This window comes from Nonomuraea sp. NPDC051941 (assembly GCF_044593615.1).
Map to the genome: position 1 here is coordinate 1 of NZ_JBIUCF010000014.1, position 16,701 is coordinate 16,701.

Genomic DNA, 16,701 nt, shown 5'->3' on the forward strand with positions numbered 1-16,701 from the left:
CAAACGGCTCGACGCGCTCGTCGGGACGATGACCGCTTCGCGCCCGGACCCCGCCGGGGCCGGGGGGGGGGGGGGGGGGCCCGGGCGCGGGGGGGGGGGGGGGGGGGGGCGGGGGGGGCCCCCCCCCCCCCCCCCCGCAGCTGGGCCCCGGCGCGTTCGTCCCGGGGCTCGGCACGTTCGCGGAGTCCGGTCTCGTCCCGATCCCGTCCCTGCACGCGCAGGCGGACGGGCTGGGGCTGGCGGTCAGGCTCGACGCGGTCGACCCGTACCTGGCGGGCTTCGGCAGGCGGGGTGAGGCGGACCCGGTGTGGTGGCAGCGCGAGCTCGCCCGCGCCTGGCAGGTGCTCTGCGAACGGCATCACCACGCCGCCGGGACGATCGCGGCGGTCTTCACCACGCTGGTGCCGCTGGAGGGCCGGGATCGAGCGCGGCCCGCCAGCGCGACGTCCGGCTGGGCGTACGGGGCGATAGCGCTCTCGCCGCCGCCCGACCCGGTCGCGTTCGCGGAGAGCCTGGTCCACGAGGTGTGGCACCTGGTGCTCGGCGCGGTCGAGGACATGGTCGAGCTGACCGGCCCCGACGACGAACGCCGCTGGTACGCGCCCTGGCGCTCCGACCCGCGACCGCTCGGCGCGCTGCTGCAGGGCTGCTTCGCGAACTTCGCGATCACCGCGTTCTGGCGCGCCGAACGCCACGCAAGCCCGGCCGCCGAACGCCACGCGAGCCCGGCCGTCGAGCGGGCGGAGGCGGAGTTCGCCTACCGCCGGGCCATCACGTTCGAGGCGCTGACCCGCGCGAGCGGCTCGGGGGGCCTGACCGGGCCGGGCGAGGTGCTGGTGAACGGGCTGCTGGGCCGGCTCGGCGAGTGGCTGCACGAGCCGGTGCCCGCCTCGGCCGAGCGGCGGGCGGCCGAGCTCCGGGACGGGCACCGTGCGCGCTGGCTGAGCGCCAATCCCGGGTTTTCGATCTAGACCGTCAGTCGTTCATGGGCTCGATGCCCAGGTTGACCCGGCCGTACTGGGCGGCCAGCCGGGCGTGCGGATGGTCAGGCATGATCGAGCGCTGGTAGCCGTCGAGCATCTTCTCCCGCAGGCTCTGGGCGCCGTCCTTGTCTCCGTCGGCGTTGCGGTCGAGGGACAGGTTGGCCATGGCGGCCAGGGTGTTGGGGTGGTCGGGGCCCCGCGTCGTGACGTTGCGCTCGAGCACGGTCTCGCCCAGCCTCCGGGCCTGCCCCACCTCGCCCAGCGCGGCCAGGTCGCTGGCCAGGTTGTACATGGCGATGAGGGTGTTGGGGTGGGTGTCGCCCAGGAGGGCCTTCATCCCCTCGGCCGCTCGTTCGCTCAGCCCGCGGGCGCCGCCCGGATTGTTCCTGACCCGCAGCACGATGGCCAGGTTGTTGTAGGCCGCCAGCGTGTTGGGGTGGTCGGGGCCGGCCACCTTCTCCAGGCTCAGCACCGTCTCCTCGCCCAGCCGCTGGGCGCCGGCCAGGTCTTCGGTGAGCCGGTAGTCGTTGATGAGGTTGGTGGCCGACTGCAGCGTCTGGCGGTGCTCCTGGCCGAGGGTCGACTTGTGCCGCTCCCAGGCCTTCACGCCCTGGACGAAGGCGTCCTCGTAGAGGCCGACCCGGTTGAGTGCCACGCTGAAGTCGATGGCGACCAGGAGCCGGAACTGGTTCCATGGCTGGTTCTTGCGGTCGATGGCGTTGCTGATCCGCCGGATCAGGTCGAGGGACTCCTCGTAGCGCCCCAGCCCGCGCAGGTCGCGGGAGCGGCCGAACTGCGAGCTCAGCGTCGCGTGCTCGACCGGGCCGAAGATGCGCTGCCGCTCGGCCAGCGTCTCGTCGTCGTAGCGCAGGGCCTCCTGGAAGCGGCCCAGGCAGCGCAGGCTCACCGCCACGTTGCTGCGGATCCGCAGCGTGTCGGGGTGGTCGGGGCGCAGCTGCTGCTCGAAGAGCGGCAGCAGCCTCAGGTCGTTGTCCAGCGCGTCGGCGTAGCGGCCGAGCAGCCGCAGCCCGACGTCGTGCACGCGGGCGCAGCTCAGGTAGACGGCGTCCAGCTCGCCGAAGTTGTCGCGCAGCCGCTGGAGGGTGTCGGCGTGCAGGCGCAGGCTCTCCTCCCACTGGCCGGCGGTGCGCAGCGCGTTGCCGACCTGGACCGCCAGGGCCAGGGTCTGCTTGTCGTCCTGGCCGAACCGCTGCCGCCACAGCTCCAGCGTCGGCAGGCCGATCCGCAGGCTCTCCTGGTGGCCGCCGCGGCGGTAGAGCTGCTCGACCTGGTTGATGATCAGCTTGCGGACCAGGCGGTCGGCGGACTCGACCGCCCGCGAGGGCACCAGGTGCTGCAGGGACCGCTGGTAGATCTGCTCGCTGTCCTCGCGGTCGACCGCCCCGGGATCGGAGGCGGCCAGCAGGAGGTGGGCGGCCTCCTGGAAGCGGGCCGCGGCCTCCGGGTCCTCGCGCACCATGCGGTCCCTGGTCACGGCCTGCACGACGCGGTGCAGCTGCACGACGTTGCGCACGCCGTCGAGCTTGAGCATGGAGTAGCGGCCCAGCTCCCTGGCCGCCCTGCGGAACTCCGTCACGCCGCTCAGCACCCGGTCGAGCGGCGGCGGCAGCTTGGAGGCCACGGCGGGCTGCACGAGCAGCTCCTCGGCGATCGGCTCGGCGGAGAGGCTGGCCAGCAGCTTGAACAGCGCGTCGGCCTCCGGCGAGATCTTGCTGCGCGAGACGCTCCACGTCGTGGCCACGGTCTGGGGGTATTTGATGTCGACCGAGCTGGCCAGCAGCGCGTGCGCGTTGTCGCGGAACAACTCCAGGTATTCGGAGATGCTGGTGCCGGTCTCGTTCAGATACGCGGCGGCGTGCTCGGCGGCCAGCGGGAGGTTTCCGAGCTGATTGGCCAGCTCCTTCGCGTCGGCCTCGGCTTCCACGGAGCCGGACCTACCCGGGTCGGCCAGGGCGGTCACCCGCCTATGAAAGAACTTGACCGTTTCGTCGGGAAGGAACTCCCCTACCTCGATCCCGTCGAGGTCCATCGCCCGCCGCCAGTGGCGGTCGCGCGTGGTGATGATGACGTGGCCGCCGCCGCTGGGCAGGTAGTGCTGCACCGCGTTGGCGCTCTCGACGTTGTCGTAGATCAGCAGCCATCGCTCGTAGAGCTCGCGATTGGCGAGGGCGGACAGGACCAGCCTGGCGGAGTAGTCGCGATCGTCGGGGCGGAAGCCGTCGAGGGACATCTTGCGGCCCAGCCCGATCAGCGAGTTGACGATGGTCTCCTCCTGCTCGGCCCTGATCCACCAGACGAGGTCGTAGTGCTCCGCGTGGCGATGCGCGTATTCGGCGGCGATCTCGGTCTTGCCGATGCCGCCCATGCCGTAGACCGGCTGGGGCGGCTGGCCGACCAGCGCGGTCGAGTGCTGCGCGAGCCGGCTGTGGAGCTCGGCGAGCTCACGCTCACGACCGGTGAAACAGCGGTTGCGGAACGGGATCTCCCGCCCCCAGAGGGTGGGGCGGCGCTCCTGCCGCGCGACGTCCTCCATCACGATCACCGCCACTGGTCGCTATTCGGCTTTCGCCACCGATCCTAATGCGATATCTGCCCGCCGCAGGTCGCGTCCGCACCCAGCGGAAAGAGCATTTCCCCCTGAAGCGGACCGCCCTTAATGGCGGTTTGCTCCGTCACCTAAAGCGCTCTTTGCCGGGATTACTAACATATATTGAGCTATGTCGGAGATCACGCCGTGCCACCATGCGGCCATTCTCGGCTATTGACTGCGGCGGCCCTTTCATGGACCCTCTGAAGGGTTCCGCACCTCGCCGCCATGACCCGGAAGGCGGTGACGCGTGCACGCCGGTGGCATCGACCGCGACAACGAGGCCGCCTGGGATCTGCTGATCGGGGATCTCAACAATGGTGACTGCATCCCCTTTCTCGGCGCGGGAGCCAGCGCGGAGCGGCTCCCGCTCGGTGGTCAGCTCGCCGCGAAATGGGCCGGCAAGATCAACTACCCGTACGCGGATTCCGACAACCTGGCACGCGTGATGCAATACGCGACCACGATGGTCTATCGTGACGCAACCAGGACGAAACGCGAATTCCTGAGGGCCGAGTTCGCCAACGCGACCCCGCCCGACCGGACGGATCAATTCCCGGTGCACGCCGTGCTGGCCCGCTACCCTCTCCCCCTGTACATCACCACGAACTACGACGACTTCATGTTCCTGGCGCTGCAGCAGGCGAGGAAACAGCCCATCTGGGACTTGTGTCCGTGGTATGCGATGTCTTCCGACGACTGGACCGGGAGTCCTTTTCGTGAACCAGCCTTCACCCCGTGCGTGGAGCGGCCACTCGTGTTCCATCTGCACGGCCACCACAAGGAGCCGCACTCGATCGTGCTCATCGAGGACGACTACCTCGACTTCCTGGTCAGGCTGGCCCAGGACGGCAGGCACACCAACGCGTCGTCCGCTGCCCTCCGCGGCGGACACCCGATGACGCTGCTGCCCTTCCCGGTCCGCACCGCGCTGCGGACGAAGGCGCTGCTGTTCATCGGCTACGGCCTGCGCGACTGGACGTTCCACGTCATGTTCCGGACCCTGCTGCACGGCCTGCCCGGCACCATGCGCAGGGAGCACACGAGCATCCAGCTCAACCCGGACGACCACTCCGCCGAGGAGCGCCAATACCTCGCGCGCTACTTCCAGGCCCAGAGCATCCGCATCCTGTGGGAGACCCCGCGCTCGCTCAACGACAAGCTTGCCGCCGGACTCCGGGGGACGCCATGACCAGCAATCCCGAGCCGTACGTCGGCCCGCGCCCCTTCCGCCGCACCGAGTCCGCCCTGTTCCACGGCAGGTCGGAGGAGGCCCGCCACCTGCGGGACGCCTGGCTGTCCGAGCGGGTGGTGGTGCTCCACGGCCCCGCCGCAGTCGGCAAGACGTCCCTGCTGCACGCCGGGGTCCTCCCGCTGCTCGACGACGAGCCGCGCACGCTGACGCTACCCGTCGGACGGCTGATCCACCAGCCCACCTGGCCCCTCGCGCACGCGTCCGGGCCGGGCGGCTACCGCTTCACCCTGATCAGCAGCTGGACCCCCGCCCGCCAGACCCCGGACCCCGGGCAGACGGTCGGCTCGGCGCTGGAGAGCATCCTCTCCGGCGCCGCCCCGCACCGGGTGCTGGCCGCGATCGACCACATGGAAGAGCTGTTCACGGCCTTCCCCGCCCGGCTGCCCGAGCGCGACCGCCTCATCGGCGAGCTGGCCCAGGCCCTGCGGGACCTGCCGCTCAACCTGCTGCTCCTGGTGCGCGACGACCAGCTCGCCACGCTGAGCGGCTACGAAGGGCTGCTGAGCTCCCAGCCGTTCGCCTATGTGCGCCTCGACGGCCTGGGTCAGGCGTCCGCGGTGGCCGCGGTGACGAGACCGGCCTCGCACAGCGGCCACCGCTACGCGCCCGGCGTGGCGGAGCGGCTGGTCGAGCGGCTGCGCAAGACGACCTACACCGACCGGCTGGGCGAGAGCGTCGAGATCGTCAGCGAGCGGGTCTCGCCCTTCGAGCTGCAGATCGCGTGCGCGGCGCTCTGGTCCGGCCTGGGCGACTACGACGACACGATCACCGCGGAGCTGCTCGCCCAGCTCGGCGACCTCGCCGGCATCCTCGCCGCCTACTTCGACCGCGCGGTCCGCGACGTGAGCCTGGAGACCGGCGTGTCCGAGCCGGAGCTGCGCGCCTGGATCGAGACGACCTTCATCACCGAGCGGGGCACGCGCGGCACCGCCTACCGCGGCCTGACGCAGACCGCCGACATGCCCAACGCCGTGGTGGACGCCCTGGTGGCCCGGCACATCCTCACGGAGGAGCAGCGCGCCAGGAGCCTGTGGTACCAGCTCGGCCAGGAACGCCTGGTCGAGGCCATCCGCACCGCCCACCACGTCACGCCTGCCCGCGACCGGCCGCAGGAGCACACGCCCGCCGACTTCCGCGCCGCCGCCGAGGCCGCGCTCGGTGAGGGCAACTTCATCTCGGCCCGCCGCTTCGCGGACGTGGCGGCCAGCCGCTCCTTGGAGCAGGGCGACGAGCGGCAGTTCGCCAACCTGCTGGCGTTCAAGGCGGAGGTCGCCAGGGTCGAGGGCGACCTGGAGGCCGCCAGGGAGACGCTGACCGCGGCGCGCTCGCAGTTCGAGAGCCAGCAGGACGCCCTGGCCACCGTACGGGTCCTGACAGCGCTCGCCGAGGTCTGCCTGTCGATGGGCAGCCCGGACGAGGCGGTGGACCTGGGCCGGCAGGCGGTGGCCAGGATGCCGGGAGACGTCCCGGCCCGCACGCTCCTGGCCCACGCGCTCTGGCGGGCCGGCTCGCCCGCGGACGCGGAAGCCGCCTACAACGACGCCCTCGACCTGGACCGCAACGCCGCCCGGGCACTCTACGGCCGGGGCCAGGTCCGGATCGCGCTCCGCGACTTCCGCGGCGCGCTGGCGGACCTGGACCGGGCGCTGGCGCTCGGCCTGCCCCGGTCGGAGGAGGACCTGGCCAGGGAGGCGCGCGAGCAGGCGCTGAGGCGGCTCGTCGGCCATCCGGAGAGCTGAACCGAGGCGCGAGCAGGCGCCGGGGCGGCTATCCGGAGAGCTGAACCGTCGCGATCTCCCACGGCTTCAGCGCCAGGCGGAGCACACCGTCCGCGACCGGGAGCCGGTCGCCGGGGCGGCCGCGCAGGTCGGCGTGGCGGGCCTCGGTGAAGGCGCCCTCGATGACGGCCTCCGTGGCGGCCGGCGTGAGGGCCACGACCCTGAGCTCCTGCCGGTCGTCACGCATCCGCAGCGAGGTCATCACCACGCCGTCGCCCGTCACCGACAGCCCGGACGCGGGATCGGGCAGCGCCGAAGCGCGGTCGCCCTGGCCCGGGACCACGAGCAGGTCGTGGCGGAAGGTCTCGGCCTGCGGCACGACCTCCTGCCAGGACTCCGCGTACGGCATCAGCGCCAGGCTCACCGAGCGGATCCCGCGTGACTGGGCGGCCGGGGTCGGCAACTGCGGCCCGGCCGGCTCGGGGCGCAGGGCGTTGCGGTTGCGGGACAGGTAGGCGACCGAACGCAGGAGCGTCAGGGCCAGCTCGCCGTCCGCCACCTCGTACTCCGTCACATGCTCCAGCAGCGCCGCCACGCCTCCGGCCGCCACCCACGAGGAGGCGGGGAAGGTGGGCAGCGGGGTCTCGCCGCAGCCGCCCTCCGAGGTGAGCCCGCGGGTGACGACCGCGAACTGGCCCTCGGCGTGCGACTCCGTCGCCGGGGCGGGCAGCGGCACGTGCAGCCGGACCCGATGGTCCGCGCACCGGTTGTCGAACTCGACGCGCAGGCGTGCGTACGGCTCGCCGGCCCGCAGCTCGACGCGGGTGGCGACGACGATCTCCTCGGTCCGCGGGGCCCGCGAGGGAGCGGGCAACTCGGGCGCGCCGTCGATCCCGTCACCCGATGCCGGCCACCGGTACGTACGCCGTACGTCCACCGCCGCCACCAGCGGACCCGAGCAGATCAGCTCCGTCTCGACGGACGACGGCTCGGACACGAGCAGGTCGTCGGCCGGAGGCGCGTGGTTGTAGGTGTCGCCGACGTCGCCGCCGTCCACGATGCGCCCGGCTCCCGTGACCGTCGTGCCGTCCGCGCTCGCCAGCGTCAGCGTGCCGTCGCCGGCGATCGTGACCCGGAGCAGGCCGTTGTCCAGCACCTCCTCGTCGCCGCGCACCGGTGCCGGAGCCGGCCGGCCCTCACCGGCGGGCGACCCGTGCACCTGCTCGCGGGGCACCGGCCGGATGCTCGTGTGGCCCAGCGGCGGGACCTCCACCAGGGCGGCGACCGTGCGCCTGGGCTCGGCGAGGATGCGCACCCGCCGCACGCCGCCGGTCGCCGCGCGCAGGTCGTCCAGGTCGATCACGCCCGACGTCTCCCGCGCCACCGTGAACGTCAGCGTCTCGCCCTCCACCGACCAGGCCGTGATGTGCTGCCCGTACAGCTCGGTGCCGTGGACGAAGGTCAGCGCCGTGGCGGCGTCCATCTCCTCGTCCAGCAGCAGCGTGGGCGCGTACTCCAGCGGCTGCACCGGCACCGGCGCGCCCGAGGGGTCCACCAGCGGGTCGGTGCCGGCCACGTCCACGACCACGACGCCCCTGCGCACGGCGGGGGTCGGGTTGACGAGGAGCACCCCGTCGGAGGGCACCGACGCGGCCAGCCGGGCGGTCACCATGTCGCGTACGGCCTGGCCGAGGTGCTCGGCCTCGGCGATGCGCGCGGCCACCTGCTGGGCGGTGTCGTCCACGCCGCAGCCGGTCACCGAGTCGTGTCCGCTGGCGTCGACCAGCCGCCACCACGCCATGTCGAGGAAGCGGCCCGGCCATTCGGCGCCCCAGAGGGTGGCCAGCGGCTCGGCGTAGCGCTCGACCATCCGCTCGGCGCGGCCCATGGCCTGCTTGACGTGGGCCCGGACCGAGATGACGCCGGGCAGGATGTTGGCGCGGGCGTGGGAGCGCAGCTCGCCTTCGACGCGCGGCAGCCCGTCCACCTCACCGGAATATTTCCCGATATATCCGGACAGGGTGTCCATCCGGGCGCCGATCGCCGCCACCATCTCCGGCAGCCCGCGCACCGGCGCCGAGTGGTCCGTGCCGTACATGGCCAGCAGCGCCCCCTCGGCCCCGTGCCACTCCCGCATGGTCGTGACGAACGCGGCCGCCCGCTCGGCCAGCCCGGCCGAGTCCGAGAACAGGTGAGCCCCGTTCCCGTAACCGCCCGCGGGCAGGTACTGGGTGCGCAGCGCCGTCCCGTCCGGCGCGACCCAGGCGAAGGCGTCCGTGGTCACCGAGGACGGCACCCCGCGGTAGACGCACGCGTGCAGCAGCCCGGCCTTGCGCAGGATCTGCGGCATCTGCGCCGTGTGCCCGAACATGTCGGGCAGGTATCCCACCGGCATCGCCCCGCCGAGCTTGTCCGCCCGGCTCATGCCCAGTTCGAGGTTGCGCACGATGTTCTCGCCCGAGCACAGGAACTCGTCGAGCAGGATCTGCCACGGCCCCACCGCCAGCCGCCCCGACTCGACGAGCGCGGCGATGCGGTCGCGGTTCTCGGGCCGCACCTCCAGATAGTCGTCCACGCAGGCCAGCTGCCCGTCGAGGGTGAAGTGGTAGGCGGGCTCGCGCTCCATGGTGTCGAGCACCTCGTCGAGCAGCGCCACCAGCCGCAGCCGGAAGCGCTGGAACGGCTCGTACCACTCCCGGTCCCAGTGCGTGTGCGGTACGACGACGATCTCGGTGTTCACGCGGCCTCCCCTCCGATGGGCAGATCATGCTGTACGGCGTAACGAGCGGCGATCCGCTGGGCGGTCACGATGTCCTCCAGCCCGCCGCCCGCGTCGGTGAGGGGCGGCTTGCCATCGTTCACGAAAGCATGAAAGGCGGCCAGCTGTACCTCGAACGCCTCGGTCACGTCGCGGTATTCGGTGCGGCTCTCGGCGCCGGAGACCACGGTGAGCGTGGTGGGCGCGTTCATCAGGTAGGGCGAGGGGAAGACCAGCTCCAGCGAGCCCCTGTCGTGGTGGATGGCCACAGTCTCGCGGTAGGCCGGGTAGTCCTCCAGGTAGTGCCAGCGGATCGAGAACCGCCCCCGGACGGGCAGGGGCCCGGTGATCTCGATGGACCCCGGCGCGGGCCCCCACGCCTCAACGTACGAAATTTCCGCAGGAGACCCGGTAAAGCGCCTCAAGAGCGACAAATCGTGGCATATCGAGCCCAAGGCCACCCCGTACAGCGCCCGTACCTGCTCCGGCGCCGACTCCCCCAGCGCCCGCGAGACCAGGTCGCGCTCGGCGGCCCGCAACGAGTCGAGCAGCCCCGGATCCACGTCCCGCGCCTGCGTCAGGTTCGCGAACGCCAGCTGCGACTCCCCGCTCGGATGCAGCACGGTCACCTCGACCGACCTGATCGCCTCCGGTCCGCCCAGCTCGGCCAGCAGTTCCTCGGCCCGGCGCACGGCCGGGTCGTACTGCTTCATGTAGCCCACCATCAGCCGCCCCTCGGGGAGGCCGGCCACCTCGGCCCTGGTCAGCGCGAGCGGCTTCTCGCACAGCACGGCGTACCCGCCGGCCAGCGCCCGGCCGACCGTCTCCCCGTGCGAGCCCGAGGCGAGGACCAGCACGGCCTCGAAGCCCCCGGCCGAGAGCAGCTCAGCCACCGACGTGAAGCGCCCGGCGGCGCCCAGCCGGTCACCCACCGCGTCGGCGAGCGTCCGCGACAGGTCGCAGACCGCGACCACCTCGAACAGGTCGCGCCGCCTCGACAGCAACGGCACATAGACCGCCTGCGTGACGGCGCCGCATCCCACCAGCGCGATTCTCACAGCCCCAAGTCCTCCAGCCTGCGGCGGTTGGCCGCCTGGTCGGCGATGTTCTGGGCGACGGTGCGGCGTCCGGGCAGGGTGTCCTGCTCGATGACGACCCAGCCCGCGTAGTCGATCTCGTCCAGGACGCGCACCACGGCGGGCAGGTCCAGCTCGCCCTCACCGAGCGGGGCGAATCCGCCGCGCCCCATGAGCTCGCGCAGGTCCACGCCGTCGGCCAGGGCCTGGGCGAGGATCTTCGTGTCGCCGTCCTTGATGTGCACGTGCCCGACCCGGCCCGACCAGTCGCGCAGCGCGCTCACCGGCTCGCCCCCGGCCAGCAGCAGGTGGCCGGTGTCCAGGCAGAGCTGCACGTCGGTCAGCTCCAGCAGTCGCTCGACGTCGTCGGGGGTCTCGACGTAGGTGCCGAGGTGGTGGTGGAACACGGGCTCCAGCCCGCGCTCGCGGCACCGGTCGACCGCCCTCTGCACCCGGGCCGCGTAGCCCGCCCACTCGGACGCCGCCAATCCTGGAACGCTCCCACCCGGGCGCGCGAACCGCTCCGGCGACCCCGAGCAGGCCAGCGTGGGCCGCGGCCCGAACCCCTCGGGCGCCGGCGGCGCGGCGGCGAACACGTCGAGCGCGGCCTCCAGCGCGGGCAGCCCGGCCTCGTACGCCGCCGCGTCGCCGTAGGGCAGGTCCACCCAGCCGCCCGCGAGCAGCAGCCCGTTCCCGGCCAGCCGGTCGGCGAGCCCGGATCCGGTGCCCAGGTAGCCGATCGGCCCGGAGTCGATGCCCTCGTACCCGGCCTCGGACAGCGCCCGGACCATCTCGTCGGCGCTCAACGGTGGCGGCTCGGTGGCCAGCTCGAACACGCCGAAGCTCACGGGCGCGTTGGCGACTTTCACTCGCACAGTGCGATCACCTCGTTCTCGTAAGTTTCCAGGCGGTGGCGTCCGTCAAGGGCCCGCAGCAGGACGCGCTCCCCGCGTACGACCTGCCGGGTGCCGTCGGGGCGTACCAGGACCAGGCCGTCGGCGTCCAGGGCGAGCAGTTCGTCGCCCAGCCTGAGCAGCAGCGGGCCGTCGAGGCCGGTGGAGACGGCGGTGCGCCCGGCGCGCACGCCGTCCAGCACCGTGCTCGTGTCCTCGGCCAGCACCCACGTCGTCGGTCCGCCGGGCAGGCCGTCGGAGCCGTGGCGGTGGAAGTCGCTGCCGCCGATCGCGATCACGTCGTCGCGCCAGGCGTCCGCCCAGGCCAGCGGCGCCCCCCAGCGGCGGTCCCACCAGCCGGAGCTCCAGACCTCGGCGATCCGGGGCCGCCGGGTGATGGGCAGCAGCCAGGCGCAGTCGCCGCCGAGCGGGTGGTTGATCGAGATCAGCCCGCCCGCGCGCTCGGCGTGCTCGACCCAGGAGTCGGCCGGCTGCCGGAAGTCCACCCAGCCGACCTCCCCGAACACGTTCGCGTGGCCCCGGTCGGTGGTGACCTCCTGACCCGGGATGAGCGTGATCCCACGGTCGATCTTGCCCAGCCAGGGGTGGTGGCTGACGGTGTTGTGGTCGGTGACGGCCAGGAAGTCGAGGCCGCGCCCGTGGGCCAGCTCGGCCAGTTCGGCGATGGTCAGGCTGCCGTCGCTGTGCAGGGTGTGGGCGTGGAAGTCGCCCGCGAACCACCGCAGGCCGTCGACGGAGGGCACGTCCCGCCGGGGCGGGCGCTCCCCGTGCGGCGGCTCCTCGGCCACCGGCTCGGCGGGGGCGACGGCCGAGGTGGTGATCTCCAGCGAGTAGTCGAGGCCCTGCGGCGGGATGCGGTGCAGCCGCAGCCACACGTGCCACGTGCCCGCCTCAGGCTCGCCCGGCAGGTATCCGGGCGTCGCCCAGTCCGGGGTGATCGTGTACTCGTCACGCGCGCCGCCCGACCAGCCGCGGAAGCCGCCGGGAGCGCCGCAGCCGAGGTCGATGACACCCTGCGACCGGTCGTACGCCAGCCGCACGGTCACGGCGGCGGTCCCCGCGGGCACCTCGAAGGGCACCTCGCGCAGGATCCGCTCCAGCCGGTCGTCCAGACTCCAGTGCCCTCTCAAACAAGCTCTCCGTCCCGGTAGACGAGGGCGCGGTCGCGCCGGGGCGTCGCGTAGCCGTCGTCGCCGATCTCGGGCTCGCTCCCCTCGGGCACGACGGCCTGCACGGTCACGTCGTTGACATCGAGGGTCACCAGGTGGGACGCGCCGAGGTTCTCCACGATGGCCACCTTGCCGCCCAGCGCGCCCCCGCCGGGCTCGGGCGAGTAGGCCAGGTATTCGGGTCGCACGCCGTACACGATCTTCTCCCCGTCGGAGAGCCGTCCCTCGGCCGAGGCCGGGACCGCCACCTTGCACCCTGCCACCTCCAGCGTGTCACCTCGTACGACGCCGTCGAGCAGGTTCATGGGTGTCGAGCCGATGAATCCGGCCACGAACGTGTTCGCGGGCCGCTGGAAGACCTCGGCCGGCGTGCCGATCTGCCGGATGTGCCCGGCTTCCATGACGGCCATCCGGTCGGCCATGGCCAGGGCCTCCGCCTGGTCGTGGGTGACGAAGACGGTGGTGACGCCGAGCTCGCGCTGGAGCTTCTTCAGGAACGTACGCGCCTCCAGCCGCAGCCGGGCGTCCAGGTTGGACAGCGGCTCGTCGAACAGGAACGCCTGCGCCTGCGTGGCCATCACCCTGGCCAGCGCCACCCGCTGCTGCTGCCCGCCCGAGAGCTGGCCCGGCCGCCGGTCCATGAGCTGTTCCAGCCCGAGCCGCGCCCCCACCTCGGCGGCCTTGTCGCGGCGGGCGCCCTTGGCGACCTTCTTGATGCGCAACGGGTAGGCGATGTTGTCCGTGACGTCCATGTGCGGGAAGAGCGCGTAGTCCTGGAAGACCATGGCGACGTCCCGGCCGCCGGGCTGCACGCCCGTCACGTCCCGGTCGCCGATGACCACGGCCCCGCCGGTGGCGGTCTCCAGGCCGGCGATCGTGCGCAGCAGCGTGGTCTTGCCGCAGCCGGAGGGGCCGAGCAGGGCGAAGAACTCGCCGTCGGGGATGACCAGATCGAGCGAGTCGAGCGCCTTCACCCCGCCGGGATAGACCTTGGTCAGCCCGCGTAGTTCGATTCCGGCCATTAACGCTTGATCCCTCCGTGGAAGCGGAAGCCGTACTTCTTGCTGACGAACAGGTACATGAGCACCACGGGAATCGAGTACAGCAGGCCGAACGTGGACAACATGCTGAGGTTGGCCTGGCCGCCCTCGGTGTAGAGGGTGTACGTGATCACCGCCGCCGGATACTGCTCGACGTCCCTCAGCAGCAGATACGGCATCAGGAAGTTTCCCCACACGTTGGCCACGGCCCAGACCGCGACCGTCGCCAGGCCAGGACGTACGAGCGGCACCACCACGTGCCGCACGATCTGCAGCGGCGTGGCCCCGAACACCCGCGCCGACTCCTCGTACGACTTCGGCGTCGAGTCCATGAAGTCCTTGAGCATGAAGATCGCCGCCGGCAGCAGCCCGCCGGTCAGGATGAGAATCAGCCCGAACTGTGAGTCGATGAGGTTGAGCTCCACCGCGAGCTGGAACAACGGCACCATGGCCGCCGTCCCCGTGATGATCGACGACAGCAGCAGCAACGCGTAGAGCAGCGCGTCCCGGCCGGGCAGGCGCACCCGGCTCAGCGCGTACGCGGCCAGCCCGGCCATGATCACCACCAGGACGGCCGTGCCGACCGACAGCAGCACGGAGTTGTAGAGGGACGGCAGCGCGTACGGATGCTCGACGACCGCCTTGAAGTTCTCCAAGGTGAAGTCGGGCACCGTGACCTGGTACGTCGGGTTAGACGTGAAGGGCGCCGTCACCAGCCACAGCAGCGGGATCGTGAAGAAGGCCAGCAGCACCGCGATCAGCGTGTAGAAGCCGATCCGGCCCAGCACGAAACGCGTCATTTCTTGCTCCGGAGCAGCCGCAGGTAGAACACCGCCACGACCAGGTTGATGAGCAGGATGATCGTGGAGACCGCGGCGCCGTGGCCCAGCTCCCCGCTCTGCAGCGCGACCTTGTACACGTGCACGGCCAGCACCTCGGACTTGCCGTCGGGGCCGCCCGCGGTGAGCAGGAAGGGGGTGAAGTCGTTGAAGGTCCACAGGCTGATCAGCAGCAGGTTCGTCAGGATGTGGCCTCTGATGTGCGGGAACACCACGTCCCTGAGCTGCTGCCAGCCGGAGGCCCCGGCCAGGCGGGCGCTCTCCAGGTGCGACGGGGGCACGTTCCCGAGCGCGGCGCCGTACAACATCATCGAGAACGCCGTGCCGCGCCAGATGTTGAACACGATGATCGACAGCATGGGGTGATCGAGCAGCCAGGCGAAGCCCTGGATGCCGAGCAGCGCATTCAGCGTGCCCGCGTCGCGGTCGAGCAGCGCCACCCACAGGAACGACACGATCGCACTGGGCAGGATCCAGGCCAGGATGACCAGGCCCTCGACCACCCGCTTCACCGGCCCGCGCCGGTCGCGCAGCAACCAGGCGATCGTGAAGCCGAGCCCGACCTGCCCGATGACCGCCGAGCCCGCCACGAACTCGACCGTCAGCCAGGTGGAGCTCCAGAACTCCGGGTTGGAGACCGCGTCGATGAGGTTGGCCGGCCCGACGAACCGGGGAGCCGCCGCGGCGGCGCCGGTCAGGCGGTAGTTCGTGAGGCCGAGATAGAGCACCCAGAGCGCGGGGAAGACGAGGAAGACCGCGACGAGCAGCAGGGCGGGGGCCACGAAGGCCCCTGCCCGCAGCCTGCCCAGGCCCGCCGCGTCCGAGCTGTAGCGGCCCGGCGCGGCGGCCTCGGTGGCCTCAGGAGGCGATGTTGCCAGGGCCACCGACGATTCCTTCGAGCTTCTTCTGGTAGTCGGCCGCCGCCTGGTCGGGCGCCGTGCCACCCACCACCGCGGCCGTGGCCTCCTGCAGCGCCACCGACACCTGCGGGTAGACGGCCACCGGCGGCCGGTAGGCCGTCAGCGGCAGCACCTTCTCCGAGATGTACGTCAGCAGCGGCTCACCGGCGAGGATCTCCTTGTTGACGTCGGTGCGCGGCGTGATGCGGACGTTGCCGTCCTTGGTCTCCTCCTTCAGCCCCTCCGGCGAGAGCGTGAAGGTCGCCAGCTCGAAGGCCTCCTTCGGGTGCTTGCTGTCGGGGTTCACCGTACGCAGCGCGCCGCCCGACATGCTGACGAAGTCCTGGCCGCGGATGCCCTTGCCGGGCTCCATCGCGGGGATCATGGCATAGCCGACGACCTGGTCGCGGTCGGCCATCTTGGCCACGCCGGTCGCGGGGTTGACGACGCCGCGCCAGAAGTAGTCGCCCTCCATCAGGATGCCGATCTTGCCCGCGGCGAACTGCTGGAACGACTTGTCGCGGCCCTTGGCCTCCTGCTGGAGCTTGGGGTCGCCGAGGCCGCCGCCGTAGATCTTCTGGTAGAGGCCGAGCGCGTCCTTCAGCGGCTGGGAGGCGCCCGCCCACTTGCCGTCCTTCTGCACCTCGCCGCCCGCGCCCGCGAGCAGCGGCAGCACGCCCTGCATGGAGGTGGCCTCGCCCATCGCCGTGCCGGCGTTGATCTGGATCGGCACGGGCACGCCGGAGGACTTCAGCTTCGTCCCGGCGTCGAGGACCTCCTGCCAGCTCTTCGGCTGCCAGTCGGCCGGCAGCCCGGCCTTCTGGAAGAGCGTCTTGTTGAAGTAGAGCACCCGGCCGTCGGTGCCGACGGGCAGCGCGTACTTCTTGCCGTTGAACGTGGCCAGGCCCTGGACGGCCTCGGGGATCTGCGACCAGCCGTCCCAGCTGTCGGCGTCCGCGCCGACCAGGTCCGCCAGCGGCTTGAGGTAACCCGCCTCGGCGAACTCGCCCGCCCAGATGCCGTCGATGTCGATCACGTCGGCGCCCTTGCCTGACTTGAGGTCCAGGGAGAGCTTGGTCTTGTACTGCTCGTCGTCGACGCCGCTGGGGACGAACTTGACCTTGACGTTCTTGCCCTTCGCCTTCTGCGCCGCCTCGAACTTGGGAATCACCCAGTTCGCGATGAAGTTGGCGCCGGCGGCGTTCTTCCCGCCCGCGATGGCGTTCTGGGTGATCGTCAGCTCGATGGCGTCACCGCCTCCGCCGCCGCCGGACGACTGGCCGCAGGCCGCGAGCCCCAGCCCGGCCGCGGTGATGACCGCGACCACACCTATCGACCGTTTCCGCAATGCCATCCAAACCCTCCGACAGGTCCGTAAGGAGGTACGCCCTGGGCCAATATGTCATGACATCCATATGACGTAAAGGCCTGGCCAAATTTGC

General features: G+C 71.6%; 12 protein-coding genes. 3 read left to right on the plus strand and 9 right to left on the minus strand.

Annotation, left to right across the window (positions count from 1 at the left end):
* Window positions 1-305 precede the first annotated feature (305 nt).
* Complete coding sequence (locus ACIHFD_RS23525; RefSeq protein WP_397368711.1) at window positions 306-971, plus strand: aKG-HExxH-type peptide beta-hydroxylase; 666 nt, start codon at window positions 306-308, stop codon at window positions 969-971.
* 4 nt (window positions 972-975) lie between these two features.
* Here ACIHFD_RS23525 and fxsT read toward each other — a convergent pair whose 3' ends face one another.
* Entirely contained in the window at window positions 976-3,552 is a 2,577-nt protein-coding gene (fxsT, locus tag ACIHFD_RS23530) for an FxSxx-COOH system tetratricopeptide repeat protein (RefSeq protein ID WP_397368712.1), read from the minus strand.
* A 289-nt stretch (window positions 3,553-3,841) separates the two neighbouring features.
* Here fxsT and ACIHFD_RS23535 point away from each other — a divergent pair, with 289 nt between their 5' ends.
* The gene (locus ACIHFD_RS23535; protein WP_350738981.1) at window positions 3,842-4,783 is read left to right on the plus strand and encodes an SIR2 family protein; all 942 of its coding nucleotides are present in this window, start codon (window positions 3,842-3,844) and stop codon (window positions 4,781-4,783) included.
* Window positions 4,780-6,585, plus strand: a complete 1,806-nt coding sequence (locus ACIHFD_RS23540; protein WP_397368713.1) for a tetratricopeptide repeat protein — start codon at window positions 4,780-4,782, stop codon at window positions 6,583-6,585. The genes ACIHFD_RS23535 and ACIHFD_RS23540 overlap by 4 nt, the downstream gene beginning before the upstream one ends.
* 28 nt (window positions 6,586-6,613) lie before the next feature.
* Here ACIHFD_RS23540 and ACIHFD_RS23545 read toward each other — a convergent pair whose 3' ends face one another.
* Genes ACIHFD_RS23545 through ACIHFD_RS23580 form a run of 8 tightly spaced genes read right to left on the minus strand, consistent with a single transcriptional unit; the run spans window position 6,614 to window position 16,613 of the window.
* Entirely contained in the window at window positions 6,614-9,304 is a 2,691-nt protein-coding gene (locus ACIHFD_RS23545; RefSeq protein WP_397368714.1) for a glycoside hydrolase family 38 C-terminal domain-containing protein, read from the minus strand.
* On the minus strand, window positions 9,301-10,380 hold the full coding sequence (locus tag ACIHFD_RS23550) for a Gfo/Idh/MocA family protein (RefSeq protein ID WP_397368715.1): 1,080 nt from the start codon (window positions 10,378-10,380) through the stop codon (window positions 9,301-9,303). Before ACIHFD_RS23550 ends, ACIHFD_RS23545 begins: the two co-directional genes overlap by 4 nt.
* The gene (locus tag ACIHFD_RS23555; RefSeq protein ID WP_397368716.1) at window positions 10,377-11,273 is read right to left on the minus strand and encodes a TIM barrel protein; all 897 of its coding nucleotides are present in this window, start codon (window positions 11,271-11,273) and stop codon (window positions 10,377-10,379) included. The genes ACIHFD_RS23550 and ACIHFD_RS23555 overlap by 4 nt, the downstream gene beginning before the upstream one ends.
* Window positions 11,264-12,442: a CehA/McbA family metallohydrolase gene (locus tag ACIHFD_RS23560; protein WP_397368717.1), complete on the minus strand. Its 1,179-nt coding sequence runs from the start codon at window positions 12,440-12,442 to the stop codon at window positions 11,264-11,266. Before ACIHFD_RS23560 ends, ACIHFD_RS23555 begins: the two co-directional genes overlap by 10 nt.
* Complete coding sequence (locus ACIHFD_RS23565; RefSeq protein ID WP_350738999.1) at window positions 12,439-13,503, minus strand: ABC transporter ATP-binding protein; 1,065 nt, start codon at window positions 13,501-13,503, stop codon at window positions 12,439-12,441. Before ACIHFD_RS23565 ends, ACIHFD_RS23560 begins: the two co-directional genes overlap by 4 nt.
* A complete protein-coding gene (locus ACIHFD_RS23570; RefSeq protein WP_397368718.1) occupies window positions 13,503-14,321 on the minus strand; it encodes a carbohydrate ABC transporter permease in 819 nt (272 codons plus the stop codon). Before ACIHFD_RS23570 ends, ACIHFD_RS23565 begins: the two co-directional genes overlap by 1 nt.
* Window positions 14,318-15,244 (minus strand): carbohydrate ABC transporter permease, encoded by a 927-nt coding sequence (locus ACIHFD_RS23575; protein WP_397368719.1) that lies wholly within the window; start codon window positions 15,242-15,244, stop codon window positions 14,318-14,320. Before ACIHFD_RS23575 ends, ACIHFD_RS23570 begins: the two co-directional genes overlap by 4 nt.
* The gene (locus tag ACIHFD_RS23580) at window positions 15,219-16,613 is read right to left on the minus strand and encodes an extracellular solute-binding protein (protein ID WP_397368720.1); all 1,395 of its coding nucleotides are present in this window, start codon (window positions 16,611-16,613) and stop codon (window positions 15,219-15,221) included. The genes ACIHFD_RS23575 and ACIHFD_RS23580 overlap by 26 nt, the downstream gene beginning before the upstream one ends.
* Between the last annotated feature and the right edge of the window lie 88 nt (window positions 16,614-16,701).

What these genes read in the sequence shown, in the direction of transcription:
- ACIHFD_RS23540 (WP_397368713.1), top strand. Translation starts at nt 4,780, where the DNA reads ATGACCAGCAATCCCGAGCCGTACGTCGGCCCGCGCCCCTTCCGCCGC.
- ACIHFD_RS23565 (WP_350738999.1), bottom strand. Translation starts at nt 13,503, where the DNA reads ATGGCCGGAATCGAACTACGCGGGCTGACCAAGGTCTATCCCGGCGGG.
- ACIHFD_RS23570 (WP_397368718.1), bottom strand. Translation starts at nt 14,321, where the DNA reads ATGACGCGTTTCGTGCTGGGCCGGATCGGCTTCTACACGCTGATCGCG.
- ACIHFD_RS23580 (WP_397368720.1), bottom strand. Translation starts at nt 16,613, where the DNA reads ATGGCATTGCGGAAACGGTCGATAGGTGTGGTCGCGGTCATCACCGCG.